Raw genomic sequence first — 19,547 nt, forward strand, 5'->3', positions numbered from 1 at the left:
CGCGGAGCTCTCAGCGAATGCCCTCCCATTGGGAGGGCACGCAGCATTTAACGCGTGCCGGTGGTGCCTGTGCCCGTACCGGGGATGATGACGAAGCCACCACCGCCGTTGCCACCGTTGCTGCTGGCGACTGCCACCAGCAAGGCGGTGCTACCTGCAACAGCACCCCATTGGCCGGGGGTCAGACCGCCGGTCGTTGCGGCGGTTGCGCCAGCTGCGCCAGCGGGTGCGGGCGTGGTGTTGCTGGTAGGAGCGGGTGCCGGAGCCTGTGCAAATGCCGACGAAATTGCCAGCGAAGCAAGGGCGGCGGCGAGCTTGATCATCTTCATGGAAGTCCTCTCAAATTTCTTTGTGACCGAGGGTAGCACGCCGCACAAGTGCGCCGCAACCCATTTCTCTCTCGTAGACGTGTGCGAATGTGTAGCTTTTCGAGGTTGTTGAACTCTCATTCATTGGCTTTTCCTGCGGCACGGGGGGCGCCTGGATTTCCTCTTGTGCCGAGACCGCCTCGAGCCGATAGCCGAGTCCGCGCAGAGCAGCCAGCAGAAAGCCGTTCGCCGGGCGCAGATCGAGCTTGGCCCTCACGCGCGACAGATGTGTGTCCAGCGATCGTGAGAGCGCCTCGAAATCGGCGCCCCAGATCGCTTGGTACAAGTGCTCGCGCGACAGCAGGCGCCCGGTGTTCTGAAAGAGAAAGAGCGCCAGGTCGTACTCGCGGTTTCTCAGTTCGACCCGCACCCCGTTGAGCTTGACGGTGCGCCACGCCGGAAGGAACTGGTAGGGCCCAAACACCAGCTGGGGCTCGTGCAGCGCGGGATACGACCGGCGCAGCAGCCCGCCGATGCGCGCTTCGAGCTCCGCTTCGGAGATGGGCGAGATCAGGAAATCGTCGGCACCGGCATGCAGGCTCATCGCCATGTCCGCGGCGTCGGCGCTGTGCGTCGTGAAGAGAATCGGGAGGCGGTTGCCAGCCTCCCGGCGCAGCGCTTTCACCAGCGCTGGACTGTCGAGGCCGGACAGGCGCCAGTGAAAGATCAGCAGATCGAACCGCTGCGCCTGCACGGCCTGCAGCAGCAAGGCCCCATCCGTGTATTCGTGGCATTCATGGCCGAGGTTCGTGGCGGTGCGGGTAACCAGTCGCAGCTGATCCCGCTCGTTGTCGAGTATTGCGATGCGCATTCCGTCCCTTTGCTTTACGCGCTTCTTGCGAAGGCGTGCCTCATCTTGGACGAAGCGGCCGCCGACGGCAATGCCTGCAAGCTTGAAAGCGAGGGAATAGCGCCCTATAGCCGCGATTTGGTCGATGTTGGCGACTGTATGGAACACAGTTCCATTGAAATCGCGGAAAAGACCTTGCGGAACTCAGAGCCAGTTGCCGCTCTGCGGCATCTGTACCTTCTCGGCCGGATCGTCGCTGGTAACGAACGAGCCGATGACGATGCTCAAGAGCGAGATGAAGATGCTTGCGAAGAGCGCGGTCCAGAAACCCGAGACCTTGAAGCCCTTCACCAGTGCGGCCACCAGCAGGATCATCAGCGCATTGATGACCAGCAGGAAGAGGCCGAAGGTCACCAGCGTCAGCGGCAGCGTGAGCACGATCAGCAGCGGCTTCACGACCGCGTTGGCCAGCCCGAGCAGCAAGGCCGAGATCACCAGCGCCCCGGTGCCATCGAACTTGAGCCCGCGAAAGAGAAGGCTGGCGACCCAGAGCGAGACGGCGGTGATGGCCCAGTGGACGAGGAAGGGGGTGATGTTGTTCAGCATGTGATCGGTGGTGTGTGGCAGCAGACGCAGAGTTTGTTTCCGTCCGGATCGCGCAAATACGCGCCATAGTAGTCCGGGTGGTAGTGCGGCCGGATTCCGGGCGGGCCTTCACAACTGCCGCCGTTGGCCAGCGCAGCGGCGTGCGCGCGGTCCACGGTGGCGCGGTCGGCCGCCAGCAGCGCCACCATCTGGCCGTTGCCGTTCGTGGCCTCCCGGCCGTCGAAGGGCGCGCCGACCAGGAACAGGGGACGCGGTGCATCGGGGCTTTGCCAGCCGGCCCATGGTTTCGTGTCGTCGCGAAAGCGCAGCTTCAGGCGCAGCTCGCCCATAAGCGCTGTGTAGAAGCCGAAGGCGCGCGCGAAGTCGGTCACGCCGACGAAAACATGGGAGAGCATGCGGGTGGGTTCCTTCTTGTTCGGTGAATCCACGGATCTCTGCGGATTATGGCGACCGGTCTTCTGCGGTTACCTTGGGAAACATTGGATGGCAGCCCGTTAATATCGCCATCTCTCGGAGCCCCTGCATGGGGTCCATCTTCAATTGCCGGATAAGAACAAGGGGCCTGTGCCATATGGCCAATCCGTCGATCGCGAGCTTGACACCTGCACCGGCTTCGGCCGATGAGGCCGAATCGTGGGTGCGTGGTGAGCTGATCCGCAGCTTGATGCGCTCTTCGCGCAGCTCTTACATCGTTTCTGTTGCGCTCATACCGGCCATGGTCGGGCTGAGCTGGGCCGAAGTGCCGCGCTGGGAGTTGCTCACGTGGCTCATGGCCGGCGTCATCGCCACGATCTGCCGGGCCTGGGGCTCGCACGTCTATACGGTGCGCTATGCCGGCCGGAGCTCCGCGGCGCAGCAGCAGTTCACCGAGCGCTACGGCTTCATCTGGAGCACCACCGCGGTGGTGTGGGGATCGTCGATCCTGCTGTTCTTCGAGCGCACGCCGCAGGTGAACCAGTTCATGAGCTGGCTGATCGTGGCCGGGGTGGCTACGTTTCCGCTCAACGGGCTCGCGCTGCATCCGCCGCTGCTCAAGCGCTACGTCAACACGCTCTTCATCACGATGCTGGGGGCGGTGGTGATCCGGCTTGTGAGCATCAATCTGCACCAGCCGCAGTTCCACTACGGCTACCTGATGCCGATCCTGCCGATGCTGCACTGGTTCCTGCTGCTGCGCGCGGGACGCCACATCCATGAGACGGCGCGCAACAGCCTGGAGCTCCTGTTCCACAACCACATCCTGATCAAGTCGCTCACCCAGCAGCGGCAGGCGGCGGTGTCGGCGGTAGCGATGAAGAACCGCTTCCTGGCCAGCGCCGCGCACGACATGCGCCAACCGGTGCTGGCACTTTCGCTGTACGCCGACTGGCTGCGCAACGAGCCCGAGCTGGTGCTGGAGCTCGCGCCGAAGATCGTGCGCGCCACGCATGCGGTGAATGCGTTGTTCGACTCGATGTTCGACTTGGCGCGTATCGACTCGGGGCAGGTGCGGCTGCACATCGAGCGTGTCGACGTGCCCGAGTTGCTGCACGACCTGGAGCTGCAATACCGCCCGGTGGCCGAGAGCCGCGGCCTCGACTTCCGCGTGCACGTGACCGAGGGCTCCTTTCTCACCGACCCGATCCGCGTGCGCCGCATGATCGGCAACCTGCTGGCCAACGCCATCAAATACACGACCGAAGGCGGCGTGCTGCTGGCTGCGCGGCAGACGCGCGACGGCATGCGCGTGGAGGTGTGGGACACCGGCATCGGCATCGCGCCCGAGCACCTGCGCGATGTCTTCCTGGAGTTCTACAAGGTGGCCGACCATGCCGGTACGTCCGACGGCTTCGGCCTCGGCCTGGCCATCGTCGCGCGGCTTTCGCACGTGTTGGGGCACCCGATCAGCGTGCGCTCGCGGCTGGGCAGCGGCAGCGTGTTCCGCGTGGCGCTGCACGACGCCGACGAGGCGGTGGCACAGGCGCGCGTGAGCGCCTCCGGGGGCTGAGAAGTCCCGAGAAAAAACCGCGCACAAGGCGCGGTTTCATTTCAGGAACACCGCGGAACCGGCTTTGCCGGGCCGCAGGTGTTGCCCCCGGTAGGGGGTTGGAGTAGCGACACGAAGTGCGCGAAGCCTGGGGGCGAGCCCAGTTATCCCGACAGGAGGCCGTTGGTGCGGGCGTAATGAAGCGCCTGTGTGCGGCTCTTCACACCAAGCCGGCGGAACAGGCGCCACAGGTGAACCTTCACCGTGTGCTCGCTGATCTCCAGGTCGGTCGCAATGTCGCGATTGCTCATGCCCTTGTCGAGCATGGCGATCAGCTGCGTCTGGCGCTTGGAGAGCTTGCTGCTCGCGAGCGGCGGCTCGTCGGCCTCTTCGGAGCCCGCCATCAGCAGGCCGCGCAAGGCGGCTGCCAATTCATTGGAACTGGCCGACTTCTCGATGTAGGTGTCGGCACCCGCTTCGATGCAGGCGTCTTCCATGTCCGCGGCCGGTGCCGCCGAATACACGGCGATCGGCACGTTGGGGTAGACCTGCTTGACCGCGATCACGCCCGAGACGCCATTCGTGTCCGGAAGCTTCAGGTCCAGGCAAAAGAGGGTGGGCGCGCCACGCTGCTGCACCGAGCTCGCGAGCTTGTCGAGCCGCTCGAGCTCGACGATGTTCTCGGCGGGTCGCAGGCGTCGCAACACCATCACGATCGCGTCGCGCATCAGGGGGTGGTCGTCGATGACATAAATGCTCATGTTTTCTTCCTTTGTGATCGCACCGTCTTCTCTCGTCTCGCTCACCGGCGGATAAGCCGATGGGCCCTTGCCGGTTCAACTTCCATCTGTGGTGGTCGTTGCTTCCGCCAATGCCTCCAGCGCCTCTGTCACGGCGCGTGTTTGTTCTGTGTCGATGGGCTCGATCTGCGCAGCCACCGCGGCCAGCGCCGCACCGCGCTCGGCCTGCAAGACCGCGATGGTACGGCCCGCTTCCTGCGGCGATGCAAATCCACGGCTCTGCAGCAGGGTTTCGCCGCGCGCATCGAGCAGCTTGAAATAGAAAAGCCCGTCGCCGCGTTCGCGGTACTGCTTGAAGCTGGGCTTGGCGACCTTGGCCGCCTTGGCGCTGCCCTTGTCGCGGCCCGCCGCGAGGTTGCGCAGGCCCACCGCATGGCGCAGGCGCGCCATGAAGGGCTGCGACAGCGCGCTGGCCTTCTCGGCGCCGATGAGCAAGATGCGCTCGATCTCCGCCGGGTCGCTCATCAGCGCCTCGTAGCGCTTTCGCAGCGGTGCCACTTCGACTTCGATCCGCTCGAACAGCAGTTGCTTGGCGTCGCCCCAGCCGATGCCGTCGGCGTAGGCCTTGCGCAGCATCTCGGTCTCGTCGGCATCGGCAAAGGCCTGGTAGATCTGGAAGAGCGCGGAGCCTTCGGTTTCCTTGGGCTCGCCGGGGGGGCGCGAGTCGGTCACGATGCTGGCGATCTGCTTTTGCAGGTACGCGCGCGATGCGAACAGCGGGATCGTGTTGCCGTAGCTCTTGCTCATCTTGCGGCCGTCGAGGCCGGGCAGGGTGGCGACGGCGTCGTCGATCTCGGCCTCAGGCAGCGTGAAGTGCTCACCGTACTGGTGGTTGAAGCGCTGCGCCATGTCGCGCGCCATCTCGATGTGCTGCACCTGGTCGCGGCCCACGGGCACCTTGTGGGCGTTGAACATCAGGATGTCCGCGCCCATCAGCACCGGGTACATGAAGAGGCCGGCGGTCACGTCGGCGTCCGGGTCCTCGCCCTTGGCGATGTTCTTGTCGAGCTGGGCCTTGTAGGCATGGGCGCGGTTGAGCACGCCCTTGCCGGTGACGCAGGTGAGGAACCAGGTGAGCTCGGGAATCGCGGCGATGTCCGACTGGCGGTAGAAGGTCACGCGTTCGGGGTCGAGCCCGCAGGCGAGCCAGCTGGCGGCGATCTCGAGCGTGGAGCGCTGGATCACAGCCGGGTCCTGCACCTTGATGAGCGCGTGGTAGTCGGCCAGGAAAAAGAAGCTCTCGACACCGGGCGCGACGCTCTGCCGCACCGAGTGGCGGATCGAGCCGACGTAGTTGCCGAGGTGGGGCGTGCCCGACGGGGTGATCCCGGTCAGGACGCGCAGGGGAGCGGAAGAAGACGAGGCCATGGAGCGACAGACTTAGAGCAGCAATGCCTTGAGCGGCGTGATGATGAGGTTGATGACGAAGTAGCCGACGTCCATCAGGGGGCGCAGCCAGTAAGTGCTGACGACGCCCGCGATGACGAGGCCCATCACGATGAAGAAGCCGTAGGGCTCGATGCGCGCGAGGAAATTCTGTGCGGGTCCGCTGGGCAAGAGCCCCGCCAGCACGCGGCCGCCGTCGAGCGGTGGCAACGGGAACAGGTTGAAGGCCCACATCACGAGGTTGACCAGGATGCCGCCACGCGCCATCTGGATGAAAAAGTTTTCATTGTCGAAGCCGGCCGCAACCAGCACCACGAACATCAATGCCCAGAGGATGGCCTGGATGAAGTTCGAGACCGGCCCTGCGAGCGCCACCCAGATCATGTCGCGCTTCGGATGACGCAGCCGCCCGAAGTTCACAGGCACTGGCTTCGCATAGCCGAACAGGAAGGCGCCTGAAGTCGCGAAGTACAGCATCAACGGCATCAGGATGGTCCCGATGGGGTCGATGTGCTTCATCGGATTGAGTGTGACCCGGCCCATCACCGCAGCTGTGTTGTCGCCGAAGTGGCGGGCCACATAGCCATGGGCCGCTTCGTGCACGGTAATCGCGAAGATCACGGGCAGTGCGTAGATGAGTACGGTCTGTATGAGATTGGAAATATCCACTGGGCGATTGTGTCAGACGTGCATTAGTTATCGGTTCCAACTTCTTTCTACAGACCGAGCACGGCGAGTGCTCCGCGTCCCTGCCGCACCACGACCGGATCGTCGCCCGTGCCCATGGGCGTGAGGTCGACCACGGTGGTCGGTTGCGAAGGGCAGGCGCCGGCATCGATGACCGCGCCGATCTGCTTTTCGAAGCGCTCGCGAATGGTCTGCGCGTCGTTGAGCGCTTCGGTCTCGCCGGGCGCGATCAGCGTGGTGGCCAGCAGCGGCGCGCCGTGCAACGCGAGCAGTTCCAGCAGCACCTTGTGGTCGGGCACGCGCAGGCCGATGGTCTTGCGCTGCGGATGGCTCACGCGGCGCGGCACTTCCTTGGTCGCTTCGAGCAGGAAGGTGTAGGGGCCCGGCGTGGCGGCCTTCAGCAAGCGGTATTGCTTGTTGTCGACGCGCGCGTAGTTGGCCAGTTCGCTCAGGTCGCGGCACAGGAGCGTCAGGTGGTGCTTCTCGTCGACCTGGCGGATGCGGCGCAACTGGTCGACCGCGTCCTTGTCGTCCAGGTGGCAGGCCAGCGCGTAGCTGGAGTCGGTGGGCACGGCCACGATCTCGCCGCGCTCGAGCAGCGTGACGGCCTGCTTGAGCAGCCGCTGCTGCGGGTTCTCGGGGTGGACTTCGAAGTACTGGGCCATAAGAAACTATCTCCTGATCAGGATTCCGCCGGTTCGATGGGCACGCGGCGCTCCCGCACCGTGAGCCACGCACCGGCGGCGCCGCAGACCGCGATCATCGAGATGCCGATGAGCGAATACCGGTCGGGCACTTGGGAAAAAACGAGCCAGCCGCCCAGCATGGCAAAGGCGATCTGCGCATAGAGGTACGGCGTCAGCGTGGAGGCCGGCGCGCGCTGGTAGGCGAGGATCAAGATGAAGTGCCCCACCGTGCCCATGAACCCCATGAGGCACAGCAGCGCCCACCATTCCCACGAGGGCAGGGCGGTCCACACGAAGGGCAGCGCCAGCGAGGCGATCAGCGCGCCGACCCAGCCGGTATAGAAATGCATCGTGAGCGGATTTTCGGTTTGCGCGAGCTTGCTGGTGAGCACCTGGAACCAGGCGTTGGTCAGCACCAGCCCGATCGGCAGCAGGATCGCCCAGCTGAAGGCTTCGCCGCCGGGCCGCAGGATCACCAGCGTGCCGATGAAGCCGCCCGCCACCAGCGCCCAGCGCAGCGGCGAAACGTATTCCTTGAGCGTGGTCGCCGCGAGCAGCGTGATGACCAGCGGTGCGATCAGCACGATCGAGGTGAACTCGGCCAGCGGCATGTAGCGCAGGCTCAAGAAGGCCAGCGTGCTCGACACCAGCAGCAGCGCGCCGCGCAGCAACTGGTAGCGCGGATGCCGGGTGCGCAGCAGCGCCGTGCCATGCAGCGGCAGCAGCACCGCCGTGGTCGCGACGGCCTGGAAGGCATAGCGGAACCACACGCCCATGAGGATCGGGACGCCCGCGGTCGACGCCTTGGTGGCCGTGTCGAGCGTGGCGAAGCAGGCCACGGCCACGATCACCATGCCGATGCCCGCGAGGATGCGTTCGGACTCCTTGCTGCGGCTCGCTTGCTGCGCGGCGCGTGCATTCGCAAGTGCAGCGCCGGCCGCGCTGTCGATGCCGGGCCCTGGGCTCTGGCTCACTGCTGGATGCGGTGGCCGAGCAGTTCCCACACCGGCGTGAGGGCGCCAGGCAACGGTGGCAGCTTGCCGAGATCGCAGTGGCTCTCGTCGGGGCTGTGGAAATCGCTGCCGCGGGATGCGGCGAAATCGAACTCGAGCGCCTTGTCGGCGTACTCGACATATTCGGCCGTGGTGTGGCTGCCGGTGACGACCTCGATCGCCTGGCCGCCGTGCGCCTTGAATTCGAGGAACAGCGCGTATTCCTCGTTGGCCGTGAACTTGTAGCGGCCCGGATGCGCGATCACGGCCATGCCCTTGGCGGCCGTGATCCAGTGCACCGCGTCCTTGAGCGAAGCCCAGCGGTGCGGCACGTAGCCGGGCTTGCCTTCGGTGAGGAACTTGCGGAACACCTCGGGCGTGTCGCGGCAGTGGCCTTGTTCAACGAGGAAGCGCGCGAAGTGCGTGCGCGAGATCAATTCGGGATTGCCGACGAACCTGAGCGCGCCTTCATAAGCACCGTGGATGCCCACCTTGGCCAGCCCTTCCGACATTTCCTGCGCGCGCTTGCCGCGGCCGCCGCGCGTGTCGTAGAGGCCTTGCGTCATCGCGGCGTCGTCGGGGTCGAAGCCCAGGCCGACGATGTGCACGGTTTCGTTCGCGAAGGTCACCGAGATCTCGGTGCCGGTGAGGTAGCGCATGCCGTTCTCGCGCGCTGCAGCGGCTGCGCGGTGCTGGCCGCCGACCTCGTCGTGGTCGGTGAGGGCCCAGAGCTCGACCCCATTGGCGGCTGCGCGTGCGGCCAATTCTTCGGGCGTCAATGTGCCGTCGGAGACCACGGAATGGCAGTGAAGATCGGCATTGAGAATGGAGGACACCCCGCCATTCTAGGGGGTCTGGATCGCCGATGCGGGCGCATGGATGCTGCGTAAGACGCTACTAAATAAATAGCATTAACGCGCCGCTGCGCGCGGCTCAGCGCTTCTTGCGAAATGCCGCCCATGCCGCGACGGCGGTGAAGCTTGCCACGATCGCCACCACGATCCAGAACCCGTGCTTGTGCTCCGCGAGCGGAATGCCGCCCACGTTCATGCCGAAGAGGCCCGCGAGGATGTTGATCGGCAGCGCCAGCACCGTCACCACCGTCAGCACGAAAAGGCTGCGGTTGTTGTCCTCGTTGACGTTGGCGGCAATTTCTTCCTGCAGCAGCTTGATGCGCTCCTGCAGCGCCTGCATGTCGCGCAGCACCACAGAGAACTCCTCGGTCGAGCCGCGCAGCTCCTGCGCATCGGGCTCGGCCATCCAGGCGGGCGGGCCCTGCAGCAGACGGAAAAGAGCGGCCGGCTCCGGCGCCAGCAGGCGCTGCAGCCGCACCAGCAACCGGCGCAGCACGCCGAGCCGCGCGCGCTTGTGGTCCAGACGCCCAGCCAGCAGTTCGTCCTCGATGCGGTCGATGCGCGAAGTGACGCCGCGCACGATCTTCACCAGCACGTCGGCCTGCGCGCGCAGCAGGTGTTCGAGCAGTTCGGTGCTGGAGCGCGGCGCTTCGCCGGCCTTCACCGCCGTGCGCAGCGCATCGACCGAGCGCAAGGGCTTCGTGCGCGCCGTGACCACGAGATGCGGGCCCACGCTGATCCACAGCGTGGAGATGTCCGAGGGCTCGAAGCTGAACTCGAAGTGCACGTCGTTGATGACCGCGATCAGCGAATCGTCCGCACGCTCGATGCGCGTGGAGGGCAGGCCCTCGTGCAGCGTTTCGTAGAACGTGTCGGAGAGATTCGCGTGCCGCAGCAGCCAGCGTTCGGCCTGGGCGTGGCTCAGGTTGAAGTGCAGCCATACGTACGCGCGGCTGCCGTCATCGACAACGGCGTCTTCGGGTTGCGCGCCCAGCCACGCCGCAGCCTGCGCCGAATCGATGGCCCGCGCATGCTCGGGCGCCGCGGCATCGAACAGGTAGCCGCAGATCAGCCCGGCTTCGTCGCCGCCGTAGGACTGGGCGGCGAGATCATGAAATGCCGACGACAAGGTGCGTGGTCAGAAAAGACGGGTGAAGAGCCAGTAGAGCGAGCCCGACAGCAGCATGGCCACCGGCAGCGTCAGCACCCAGGCGAGCGCGAGGTTGCGCAGCGTGGACATCTGCAGGCCCGAGCCGCTGGCCGTCATGGTGCCGGCCACGCCGGAGGAGAGCACGTGCGTGGTCGAGACCGGCAGGCCGTACATGTCGGCCGCACCGATGGTGAGCATCGCCACCACTTCGGCCGATGCGCCTTGCGCGTAGCTCAGGTGCGTCTTGCCGATCTTCTCGCCCACGGTGACGACGATGCGCTTCCAGCCGATCATCGTGCCCAGGCCGAGCGCGATGGCCACGGCGATCTTGACCCACAGCGGAATGAAGCGCGTCGCGTCGTCCAGCTCCTGGCGGAACGTGCCGACGCGCAGCCTGGTCTCGTCGTCGAACTTCGCGGCGCCGCTCTTGTCGAGATGGCGAATGGCTTCGGAGGCCAGGTACATGTCGTTGCGCACGTTGGCGACGGCTTCGGCCGGCACTGCAGCGAGCGAGCCGTGCTGGCGCACCTGTTCGCCGATGCTGCCGGCGGTGGCGGCCAGCGCGGGCACGACCTGGTCGTTGAACTCGCGGGTGCGCACATAGGTGGAGAGCGTGTCGCGCGCCGCAGCCGGTGCCAGGGCGGGCAGCGAGGTCGGCACGCTGCGGTTGAGCGCGTTCTGCGTCATCTCGGCCACGGCGACGAACTTCACCGTCTCGTTGGCGGGCATCGCGCGATTCAGCGCGTAGGCCATCGGCACCGTGCCGACCAGGATCAGCATGATCAGGCCCATGCCCTTCTGTCCGTCGTTGGAACCGTGCGCGAACGACACGCCGGTGCAGGTGAGGATCAGGAGGCCGCGGATCCACCACGGCGGCGGCGTGCTGCCCTTGGGCTCTTCATAGAGGGCGCGGTTCTTCACGAAGGCGCGCAGGGCGAGCAGCAGCAGCGCCGCGCAGCCGAAGCCCACCATCGGCGAGAGCAGCAGCGAATAGCCCACCTTGGTGGCCTGGCCCCAGTCGACGCCACTGGTGCCGTCGCGACCATGCATGAGCGCGTTGGCAATGCCCACGCCGATGATCGATCCGATCAGCGTGTGCGACGAAGACGCCGGCAGCCCGAGCCACCAGGTGCCCAGGTTCCAGATGATCGCGGCGATCAGGAGCGCGAACACCATCGCGAAGCCCGCGCCCGAACCCACCTGCAGGATCAGCTCCACCGGCAGCAGCGCGATGATGCCGAAGGCCACCGCGCCGCTGGACACCAGCACGCCCAGGAAATTGAAGAAGCCCGACCACACCACCGCGAAGTTGGGCGGCAGCGAGTGCGTATAGATCACCGTGGCCACCGCATTGGCCGTGTCGTGGAAGCCGTTGACGAACTCGAAGCCCAGCGCGATCAGCAGCGCCACGCCCAGCAAGATATAGGGCACCCAGGTCGTCATGGGCGCGCCCGAGGCGGTGACGTCGCCCACCAGGCTCCACGCCGTGAAGAGCAGGCCCGCGGCCAGGAGGCCCACGAAAGTGATCAGCGTGAGCGGACCGGGCTTGGCGTCGAGCTTGGGCCGGTGTGCCACGGCGGGCGCGGCCGGCATCTCCGTGTTCGGGGCGGCGAGCGTGTTCATGGGCGTTTTTTGAGGTGTTGGAGTGGCTGCACATGGTGTTCGCGGCATGTGACAACGGCGTGTCGGCCTACGGAAAGCCGCCGCCAAACCGTCACGCGGCAGTCATACGGGGCGTGCAGCATGCTTTTTTCTTCCCCACCTCTTCCTTCCTTCTTCCTCTTTCATCATGCTGACGAGCGCACTTCCAGACCACGAAGACCTGATGCAACGCATCGCCCGCGACCTGATCGACAGCTACGACGAAGAGCTCGAGCTGGAGATCGAGGACCGCAACATCGACGGCCTCGACCCGGCCTCGGCCACTTCGGCTTCCGCTGACAAGGCGGCTCGGCAGGCCTACTTCAAGGAACTGTTCCGCCTCCAGGGCGAACTGGTCAAGCTGCAGGACTGGGTGCAGCACAGCAAGCAGAAGGTCGTCATCCTGTTCGAAGGCCGCGATGCGGCGGGCAAGGGCGGCGTCATCAAGCGCATCACCCAGCGGCTGAACCCGCGCGTGGCCCGCGTGGCGGCGCTGCCGGCGCCCAACGACCGCGAACGCACCCAGTGGTACTTCCAGCGCTATGCGGCGCACCTGCCGGCGGCCGGCGAGATGGTTCTCTTCGACCGCAGCTGGTACAACCGCGCTGGCGTCGAGCGCGTGATGGGCTTCTGCTCCGACGACGAGTACGAGGAGTTCTTCCGCACCGTGCCCGAGTTCGAGAAGATGCTCGTGCGCTCGGGCATCAAGCTCATCAAGTACTGGTTCTCCATCACCGACGACGAGCAGCACATGCGCTTCCTCGGCCGCATCCACGATCCGCTCAAGCAATGGAAGCTGAGCCCCATGGACCTGGAAAGCCGCCGCCGCTGGGAGGAGTACACCAAGGCGAAGGAAATCATGCTGGAGCGCACCCACATCCCCGAGGCGCCGTGGTGGGTGGTGCAGGCGGTCGACAAGAAGAAGGCGCGCCTGAATTGCATCAGCCACCTGCTCGGCCAACTGCCCTACCAGGAGGTGGCGCATCCGCCGATCGCGCTGCCCGAGCGTGTGCGTCACGACGACTACCTGCGCCAGCCCGTGCCGGCCAACATGATCGTCCCCGAGATCTATTGAGGGGCTTCGCGGCCGTTTGGCCGACCGGCGCTTTGCCTGCACACTGCGCCATGGCCCGTCGTTCCACCGCTTCCGTCTTCGCCCGCGCCTACGAGCGCAACCTGAAGGCGCTCACCAAGCTCACGCTGAGCAACAGCAAGCGCGTGGCGGGCCAGGTGCAGCGCGCGACCGCCAAGCGGCTCAAGCCCCCGCCAGGCAAGGGCGACTGGCTCAGCGGCATGGCGATCGGAGCCGGTGGCGCGCGGGGCTATCACCTGTTCCGCCCAACCGACCTGCAACTCGAGCCCGGCGAGAAGCTGCCGCTCATGGTCATGCTGCACGGCTGCGGGCAGACCGGCCGCGACTTCGCGGCCAGCACGCGCATGAACGCGCTGGCCGTACGCCAGCGCTTCCTGGTGCTCTACCCCGAACAAGACCGGCTCGCGCATCCCCAAGGCTGCTGGAACTGGTACGAGCGCCGCTCCGGCAAGGCCGATGCCGAGGCCGCGACGCTGATGGCCGCGATCGACCAGGCCTGCATGCTCTACCCGGTGGACCGCGAGCGCGTCGCGTTGGCCGGCCTCTCGGCCGGTGCCAGCATGGCGGCGCTGCTGGCCACGCGCTACCCGCAGCGTTTTCGCGCCGTCGTCATGCATTCGGGCGTGGCGCCCGGTGCCGCGAAGTCGTCGGCCACCGCGCTCGGCGCGATGCGCGGCCAGAACGTGCCGCCGATGCCCGTCACCGCGGTCGGCAAGGCGATGGGCGCCGCGGCTGTCTTCGCGACCCTGCCGCCGATGCTTGTGCTGCACGGCGATGCCGATGCGGTGGTCGCGCCCAGCAATGCCGTCAACAGCGCGGCCGTGTGGGCCACGGCGATGGGGGCGCGGCCCGGCTTGCCGCGCGACGTGCAGCGCGGCAAGCGCCGCCCGATGCGCGTGACGGACTTCAAGCGCAAGGGCCGCACGGTGGTCTCGCTATGCGAGATCGCGGGGCTGGGGCATGCGTGGAGCGGCGGGGCGTCGAAGCTGCTGTTCAGCGATGCAGCCGGGCCCGATGCCACGCGGATGGCGTGGGCGTTTGCGATGGCGCAGTTCAAGCGCGCGGCCAGGGAGGCCTGACGAGCCCTTTCACACCGTGGCGCTTTCACGCGCCGCGGCACGCCATGCACCGGGCGCCATGCCCTTCTCACGCTTGAAGGCCTTGCTGAACGCGGCTTCCGATTCATAGCCCACTGCGCCGGCGATGACGCCCAGCGCGGCGTTGCCCTGGCCCAGCATGTTGCCGGCCTTGAACATGCGCCACTGCGTGAGGTATTCCAGCGGCGCCTGGCCCACGCGCTCGCGAAAGCGCTGCGCGAAGGCCGAGCGCGAGAGGCTCGCTGCCGAGGCCAGCGATTCCACCGTCCAGTCGCGTGCCATGTCCTTGTGCATGGCACGCAATGCGGGGCCGATGCGTGCATCGGCCAGCGCAGCCAGCCATCCGGTCTGCGAATCGCTCGTGGCCGCGACGTGCGCGCGCACCGCCTGCACGAACACGATGTCGGCCAGCCGGCTCACGAGCAGGCTGGAGCCAAGGCCGGGCTCGCCGGTCTCCATGGCGAGCAGTTGCAGCGTGCCCTGCAGCGCGAGGGCGCGGGCCTGTTCCATCTTCACGTGCAGCAGCACTGGCAGCAGGTCGAGCAGCGGGCGCGCAGCGCGCTGGTCGAAGTGGAACCAGCCGCAGATCACCGAGGCCGCGGTGCCCGCGCCGCCCAGTTCGACGACGCCGCCGATGCGGTCGCGCACGACCGAGGCACAGCTCACCGTGGGCGTGTTCGGATGGTCGCGCAGCACATAGGGCGTGCCGTGGGCGAGCACGTAGCAGTCGCCCGCGGCGAGCGCGACGGGGTGGTCCACACCCTCGACCTCCAGCAGGCAACCGCCGCGCACCACGAGGCCGAAACGCGCGCTTTCGCCGCCGGCCAGGCTCACGCCCCAGGGCGCACCGGCCTCGAGCCGGGCATACAGGGCGCTGCGCACGCGCATGGCAGCGAAAACGTCGTCGAGTGGGTCCATGAGGGCTCCGATGGCGGTGGACGAATGGACAAGATTGTCGGCTTTGCAGGCATTCACTGTCCATCAAGCGAGGCAGAAACTGCAGCTTCACTCTCACCGCACAGGAGCAGACACCATGAATGCCAAGACCGACTTCGCCGAACTCGCCGACCGCTACGTCGCCCTCTGGAACCTGACGGACGCCGGCGCCCGCCGCGACGCCATCGCCGCGCTGTGGGTGCCCCAGGGCGAGCACTACGTGCGCACGCTGCAGGCCAAGGGCTACGAGGCGCTGGCGCAGCGCGTCACCGGTTCGCATGAAAAGAACGTGCGCGACGGCGGCTTCCGCTTCATCGCCACCGGCGATGCGCAACTGCTGCGCGACACCGTGATGTTCCATTGGCAGATGGTCCCCGCCGCGGGCGGCCCCGTGGCTGCGCTCGGGCTCGAGTTCCTGCTGCTGGCCGAAGACGGCCGCATCGCCATCGACTACCAGTTCATCCTGCCGACCCCCGCCGTCTGATCGCCTGAAGAAGAAGCCAGACCATGACCTTCGAGGTCATTGCCGCAGCGCGCCCTCACACCAACACTCGAGTCCATCATGACGCAGTCAAACATCGCCGTTCCGGCGGCATCGCCTTCATCCACGGCTGGCGAGAACGCCAGCGCGGCCAAGCCCGGCTCGCTGGCCCTGTGGGTCATGCTCAGCGGCACCTTCCTGGTGGTGCTGGACTTCTTCATCGTCAACGTCGCGTTGCCCTCGATGCAGCGGGAGTTGCTCGCGAGCACCGCGACCTTGCAGCTGGTGGTGGCCGGCTACGGCCTGGCCACCGCCGCGGGCCTGATCACCGGCGGCCGGCTCGGCGACCTCTTCGGGCGCCGCCGCATGTTCATGCTCGGCCTGTTGCTGTTCACGCTGGCCTCGGCGGCCTGCGGCTTTGCGCCGAATGCCGAGTTGCTGGTGGCTGCCCGCGTGCTGCAGGGCCTGGCCGGTGCGCTGCTGCAGCCGCAGGTGCTGGCGATGATCGGCCTGGCCTACACCGGCGAAGACCGTGCGCGCGCTTTCGCGGCCTACGGGCTCACGCTGGGGCTCGGCGCCACGCTGGGGCAACTGGTGGGTGGGCTGCTGATGCATGCGGACCTGGCCGGGCTCGGCTGGCGCAGTTGCTTTCTCATCAACGTGCCCATCGGCCTCCTGGCCCTTGCGCTCGCACCGCGCGTCATTCCGCCGCTCAGGAACGGCAGCGCGAGCAGGCTCGATCTGGTCGGCATGCTGCTCGTGGCGGCGGGCTCCGTCGCGGTGGTGCTGCCGCTGGTGGAAGGGCGCGAGCAGGGCTGGCCGCTGTGGAGCTGGCTGTGCCTCGCCGCCGCATTGCCGCTGCTTGCCGCATTCGGATTCCAGCAGCGCCGCCTTGCCGCAGCGGGCGGCGCTCCGCTGGTGGCACCCGCGCTGCTCGGGAACCGTCGCTTCGTCATGGGGCTCATCACCACGCTGGCCTTCTACGTGGGCAATGCGTCGCTGTATTTCGTGCTGGCGCTGTACCTGCAGCAGGGCCTGGCATTGGACCCGCTGAACTCGGGCATCGTCTTCACGTCATTGGCGATCGGTTTCTTCGCGACCTCGATGGCAGGTGTGCGCCTCGCACGCCGCTTCGGCGGCCAGCCGCCCATTGCCCTCGGCGCGCTCGTGCTCGCAGCGGGGCATGCGCTGCAGTTCGTCAACGTTGCGGGATGGGCCGGCCATGCGTATGTGGTCGCCTGGATGGTGCCGTTGCTCCTGGTACAGGGCGCGGGGCTCGGCATGGTGATGGCGCCGCTGGTGTCCACCGTGCTCGCTGGGTTGCCGCCGCAGCATGCGGGCGTGGCGTCGGGTGTGCTGTCGATGGTGCAGCAGGCGAGCAACGCGCTGGGGGTGGCGCTGATCGGCATCCTGTTCTATGGACGGCTGGGCAGCGCACCGGACGCGGCCGGCTATGACGCCGCATTCGGCGTCGCGCTGGTATACCTGACGGTGTCGGCGCTGGTGGTGGCGGTGTTGCATCGCAGCGCAATGCAGCAGCACTGACCGCGCGCAGTCGACGCCGCCAGGCCCGTGAGGCAGGCGTCCATCGCGAGGAACGATTCGACAGCGGCCGAGCACGGCCAACCCGTCACCCGAAAACCTTCAGGCCGCCGGAAGAAACTTCCTGACATGCGCAGCGAATGCCGCCGTCAATGCCGTGGGCGCGTCGCGGTCGAACGCCAGCGTGACTCCCACGCTCGGCAGATCGGGGAACCCCTGTTCCGGCGTGAGGATCTGCAGGTCGTCGGGCACCGCCGTGCGCGTCAGCACGATGACGGCCTGCCCCGAGCGCGCCATGCCGACCAGGCCCGAGAGGCTGCTGCTGGCATAAGCGAGCCGGTAGGCGCGGCCCGCGGCTTCCAGCGCCTGCCTCGGCAGCTTGTGGTCCAGCGCGTCCGGCGCGCCCAGCGCCAACGGCAGTGGGTCCAGCGACGCGGCGATGCCGTCGCGGTGCGCCACCCACACCAGCGGCTCGCGGCGGATCACGTCGGCGCCGGCCGCATCGCCCGCCACCGACACCAGCGCCAGGTCGACCGTGTGCCGCGCCAGCAGTTCGTGCAGCCGAGGCGTCGGCGCGCACATCACTTCCAGTTGAACCCGCGGATGCAGGCTCGCGAAGCTCTGCAGCAGGTACGGCAGGAACACGACGGCATAGTCGTCGGGGCAACTGAAGCGCAGCACGCCGGAGAGTTGCTCGCCGCGCAGTTCGGCCAGCGCCTCGTCGTGCTTGCGCAGCAGTTCGCCCGCGCGCACGAGGAGCCGCTCGCCGGTCGCGGTGAGCGTGACGCCGCGGCCGGTCCGATGCAGCAGCGGCTGCTCGACGATGCCTTCGAGCCGCTGCATCTGCATGCTGAGCGCCGACTGCGTACGCCCCACGCGCAGCGCCGCCTGGCCCAGCACGCCCGTCTCGGCGATGGCGACGAAGCTGCGCAGGAGGTCGATGTCCAGCGACTGGCTCACGGCATGAATTCTCCTGATAGCTGATGTCAAAACAATTCGCTTCCCGGCAGGTGTGCCGCTGCGTAATGTGCGTCATTTTGATCGCCACGCATCGACATGAGCGCCGCGCCGGGCCGCCCCCGGCAAGCTCGCGCCGCAGTGCGAAACACGAAGGTACTTCAATGAGCAGAAATGACGACCCCAAGTTCTGGCAGCAGGCCCGGCAGCATCTGGTGCGCTACGGCGGCAGCTTCGAGCCCTTGATCATCGAGCGCGCACAGGGCTGCTTCGTTTATGACGCCGATGGCCGCGGCATCCTCGATTTCACCTCGGGCCAGATGAGTGCCTTGCTGGGCCACTCGCATCCCGACATCGTCGCGGTGGTCACGGAGCAGATCCGCTCGCTGGACCACCTCTTCAGCGGCATGCTGTCGCGGCCGGTGGTGGCGCTCGCCGCGGAAATCGCGCGGCACGCGCCGCCCGGACTGGAGCGCTGCCTGCTCCTGAGCACCGGCGCGGAGTCGAACGAAGCGGCGCTTCGCATGGCCAAGCTGGTCACAGGCCGGCACGAGGTGGTGGCCTTCACGCAGTCGTGGCATGGCATGACCGGCAGCGCGGCCGCGGCCACCTACAGCGCCGGCCGCAAGGGCTACGGGCCGGCGGCAGCCGGCTCGTTCGCCATTCCGGCACCGAACGCCTACCGCCCGCGCTTCACGACGGCGGAGGGTGCGCTCGACTGGCGCCGAGAACTCGACGATGGCTTCGAGCAGGTCGACCGGCAGTCCACCGGCGCGCTCGCCGCCTTCATTGCCGAGCCCATCCTCAGCAGCGGCGGCATCCTGGAGTTGCCGCCGGGCTACATGGCGGCGCTCAAGAAGAAGTGCGAGGAGCGCGGCATGCTGCTGATCCTCGACGAGGCGCAGACCGGCGTCGGCCGCACCGGGCTGATGTTCGCGTGCGAGCGCGACGGCGTCGCCCCCGACATCCTGACGCTCTCCAAGACGCTGGGCGCGGGCCTGCCGCTGGCGGCAATGGTGACGACCGCCGCGATCGAGGAAGAAGCCCATGCGCGCGGTTTCCTGTTCTATACGACGCACGTCTCCGACCCGCTGCCGGCGGCAGTCGGGCTCAAGGTGCTGGAGGTCGTGGAGCGCGACGGGCTCGTCGAACGCGCACGCATCGCCGGCGAGCGCCTGCAAAAGGGGTTGCGAACGCTGCAGTCGCGCCACGAATGCATCGGCGACGTGCGCGGCCGCGGCCTGCTGCTCGGGCTGGAAGTCGTCGCCAGCCGCGAGACCCGAGAGCCCGCCTTCGAGCTCGGCGAGGCCGTCACGCGCGAGTGCATGAAGCTCGGGCTGAGCATGAACATCGTGAAGCTGCCATCGATGGGCGGCGTCTTCCGGATCGCGCCGCCGCTGACGATCAGCGACAGCGAGATCGACCTTGGCCTGGAACTGCTCGACAAGGCGATCGCGACGGCGGTGCGGGGAGCGTAGCGGCCAGAGCAAGCAATCCCGCCCGCACCGCCATCCC

Annotated in this window: 20 protein-coding genes; 6 read left to right on the forward strand and 14 right to left on the reverse strand. The window is 67.1% G+C overall.

Translation table 11 applies throughout. The annotated features are described in order from the left end of the window. Positions 1–47 precede the first annotated feature (47 nt). From J2W23_RS10270 to J2W23_RS10285, 4 genes are read right to left on the reverse strand one after another with little or no spacing between them, the layout of a single operon-like run. Positions 48–329, reverse strand: a complete 282-nt coding sequence (locus J2W23_RS10270) for a hypothetical protein (protein ID WP_176659516.1) — start codon at positions 327–329, stop codon at positions 48–50. A 10-nt stretch (positions 330–339) separates the two neighbouring features. Beyond that, entirely contained in the window at positions 340–1,326 is a 987-nt protein-coding gene (locus J2W23_RS10275) for a response regulator transcription factor (protein WP_307648633.1), read from the reverse strand. 36 nt (positions 1,327–1,362) lie between these two features. Further along, on the reverse strand, positions 1,363–1,764 hold the full coding sequence (locus tag J2W23_RS10280; protein WP_013543039.1) for a phage holin family protein: 402 nt from the start codon (positions 1,762–1,764) through the stop codon (positions 1,363–1,365). Continuing rightward, positions 1,758–2,159 carry a VOC family protein gene (locus J2W23_RS10285; RefSeq protein WP_307648634.1) on the reverse strand — a complete coding sequence of 134 codons (402 nt, stop codon included), beginning with the start codon at positions 2,157–2,159 and terminating at the stop codon, positions 1,758–1,760. The genes J2W23_RS10280 and J2W23_RS10285 overlap by 7 nt, the downstream gene beginning before the upstream one ends. A 176-nt stretch (positions 2,160–2,335) precedes the next feature. Between J2W23_RS10285 and shkS the strand changes: the two genes are divergently transcribed. After that, a complete protein-coding gene (gene shkS, locus J2W23_RS10290) occupies positions 2,336–3,751 on the forward strand; it encodes a surface-behavior sensor histidine kinase ShkS (protein WP_176659519.1) in 1,416 nt (471 codons plus the stop codon). A gap of 143 nt (positions 3,752–3,894) precedes the next feature. Here the strand turns inward: shkS and J2W23_RS10295 are convergent, their stop codons facing one another. The 8 genes from J2W23_RS10295 to J2W23_RS10330 form a co-directional block, all read right to left on the reverse strand. After that, complete coding sequence (locus J2W23_RS10295) at positions 3,895–4,491, reverse strand: LuxR C-terminal-related transcriptional regulator (protein ID WP_013543036.1); 597 nt, start codon at positions 4,489–4,491, stop codon at positions 3,895–3,897. A 75-nt stretch (positions 4,492–4,566) separates the two neighbouring features. Continuing rightward, a complete protein-coding gene (locus tag J2W23_RS10300) occupies positions 4,567–5,898 on the reverse strand; it encodes a tryptophan--tRNA ligase (protein ID WP_307648635.1) in 1,332 nt (443 codons plus the stop codon). Between the two features lie 12 nt (positions 5,899–5,910). Beyond that, positions 5,911–6,585 carry a site-2 protease family protein gene (locus J2W23_RS10305; RefSeq protein WP_176659521.1) on the reverse strand — a complete coding sequence of 225 codons (675 nt, stop codon included), beginning with the start codon at positions 6,583–6,585 and terminating at the stop codon, positions 5,911–5,913. Between the two features lie 47 nt (positions 6,586–6,632). Beyond that, positions 6,633–7,268 carry an L-threonylcarbamoyladenylate synthase gene (locus J2W23_RS10310; protein WP_130420306.1) on the reverse strand — a complete coding sequence of 212 codons (636 nt, stop codon included), beginning with the start codon at positions 7,266–7,268 and terminating at the stop codon, positions 6,633–6,635. Between the two features lie 17 nt (positions 7,269–7,285). Continuing rightward, positions 7,286–8,263: a DMT family transporter gene (locus J2W23_RS10315; protein WP_176659522.1), complete on the reverse strand. Its 978-nt coding sequence runs from the start codon at positions 8,261–8,263 to the stop codon at positions 7,286–7,288. Beyond that, entirely contained in the window at positions 8,260–9,117 is an 858-nt protein-coding gene (locus J2W23_RS10320) for a 3',5'-nucleoside bisphosphate phosphatase (RefSeq protein ID WP_176659523.1), read from the reverse strand. The genes J2W23_RS10315 and J2W23_RS10320 overlap by 4 nt, the downstream gene beginning before the upstream one ends. A 97-nt stretch (positions 9,118–9,214) precedes the next feature. Beyond that, positions 9,215–10,264 carry a transporter gene (locus J2W23_RS10325; protein WP_307648636.1) on the reverse strand — a complete coding sequence of 350 codons (1,050 nt, stop codon included), beginning with the start codon at positions 10,262–10,264 and terminating at the stop codon, positions 9,215–9,217. Between the two features lie 9 nt (positions 10,265–10,273). Further along, positions 10,274–11,878 (reverse strand): inorganic phosphate transporter, encoded by a 1,605-nt coding sequence (locus J2W23_RS10330; RefSeq protein ID WP_307648872.1) that lies wholly within the window; start codon positions 11,876–11,878, stop codon positions 10,274–10,276. A 196-nt stretch (positions 11,879–12,074) separates the two neighbouring features. Between J2W23_RS10330 and ppk2 the strand changes: the two genes are divergently transcribed. After that, complete coding sequence (gene ppk2 / locus J2W23_RS10335) at positions 12,075–13,001, forward strand: polyphosphate kinase 2 (RefSeq protein ID WP_176659526.1); 927 nt, start codon at positions 12,075–12,077, stop codon at positions 12,999–13,001. Positions 13,002–13,051: 50 nt separating this feature from the next. After that, positions 13,052–14,098 carry an extracellular catalytic domain type 1 short-chain-length polyhydroxyalkanoate depolymerase gene (locus J2W23_RS10340; RefSeq protein ID WP_176659527.1) on the forward strand — a complete coding sequence of 349 codons (1,047 nt, stop codon included), beginning with the start codon at positions 13,052–13,054 and terminating at the stop codon, positions 14,096–14,098. Positions 14,099–14,107: 9 nt separating this feature from the next. On the opposite strand, the gene J2W23_RS10345 is transcribed toward J2W23_RS10340, so the two are convergent. After that, complete coding sequence (locus tag J2W23_RS10345; protein WP_176659528.1) at positions 14,108–15,034, reverse strand: AraC family transcriptional regulator; 927 nt, start codon at positions 15,032–15,034, stop codon at positions 14,108–14,110. 115 nt (positions 15,035–15,149) lie between these two features. Between J2W23_RS10345 and J2W23_RS10350 the strand changes: the two genes are divergently transcribed. Then, positions 15,150–15,536, forward strand: a complete 387-nt coding sequence (locus tag J2W23_RS10350; RefSeq protein ID WP_307648637.1) for a hypothetical protein — start codon at positions 15,150–15,152, stop codon at positions 15,534–15,536. A gap of 78 nt (positions 15,537–15,614) precedes the next feature. Then, positions 15,615–17,078, forward strand: coding sequence for an MFS transporter (locus J2W23_RS10355; RefSeq protein ID WP_307648638.1), 1,464 nt, complete (start codon positions 15,615–15,617; stop codon positions 17,076–17,078). Between the two features lie 99 nt (positions 17,079–17,177). Here the strand turns inward: J2W23_RS10355 and J2W23_RS10360 are convergent, their stop codons facing one another. Next, on the reverse strand, positions 17,178–18,035 hold the full coding sequence (locus J2W23_RS10360) for a LysR family transcriptional regulator (RefSeq protein ID WP_307648639.1): 858 nt from the start codon (positions 18,033–18,035) through the stop codon (positions 17,178–17,180). Between the two features lie 161 nt (positions 18,036–18,196). Between J2W23_RS10360 and J2W23_RS10365 the strand changes: the two genes are divergently transcribed. Then, complete coding sequence (locus tag J2W23_RS10365; protein ID WP_176659532.1) at positions 18,197–19,510, forward strand: aspartate aminotransferase family protein; 1,314 nt, start codon at positions 18,197–18,199, stop codon at positions 19,508–19,510. Positions 19,511–19,547: the final 37 nt, after the last annotated feature.

This window comes from Variovorax boronicumulans, from assembly GCF_030812215.1.
Lineage (GTDB): Bacteria > Pseudomonadota > Gammaproteobacteria > Burkholderiales > Burkholderiaceae_C > Variovorax > Variovorax boronicumulans_C.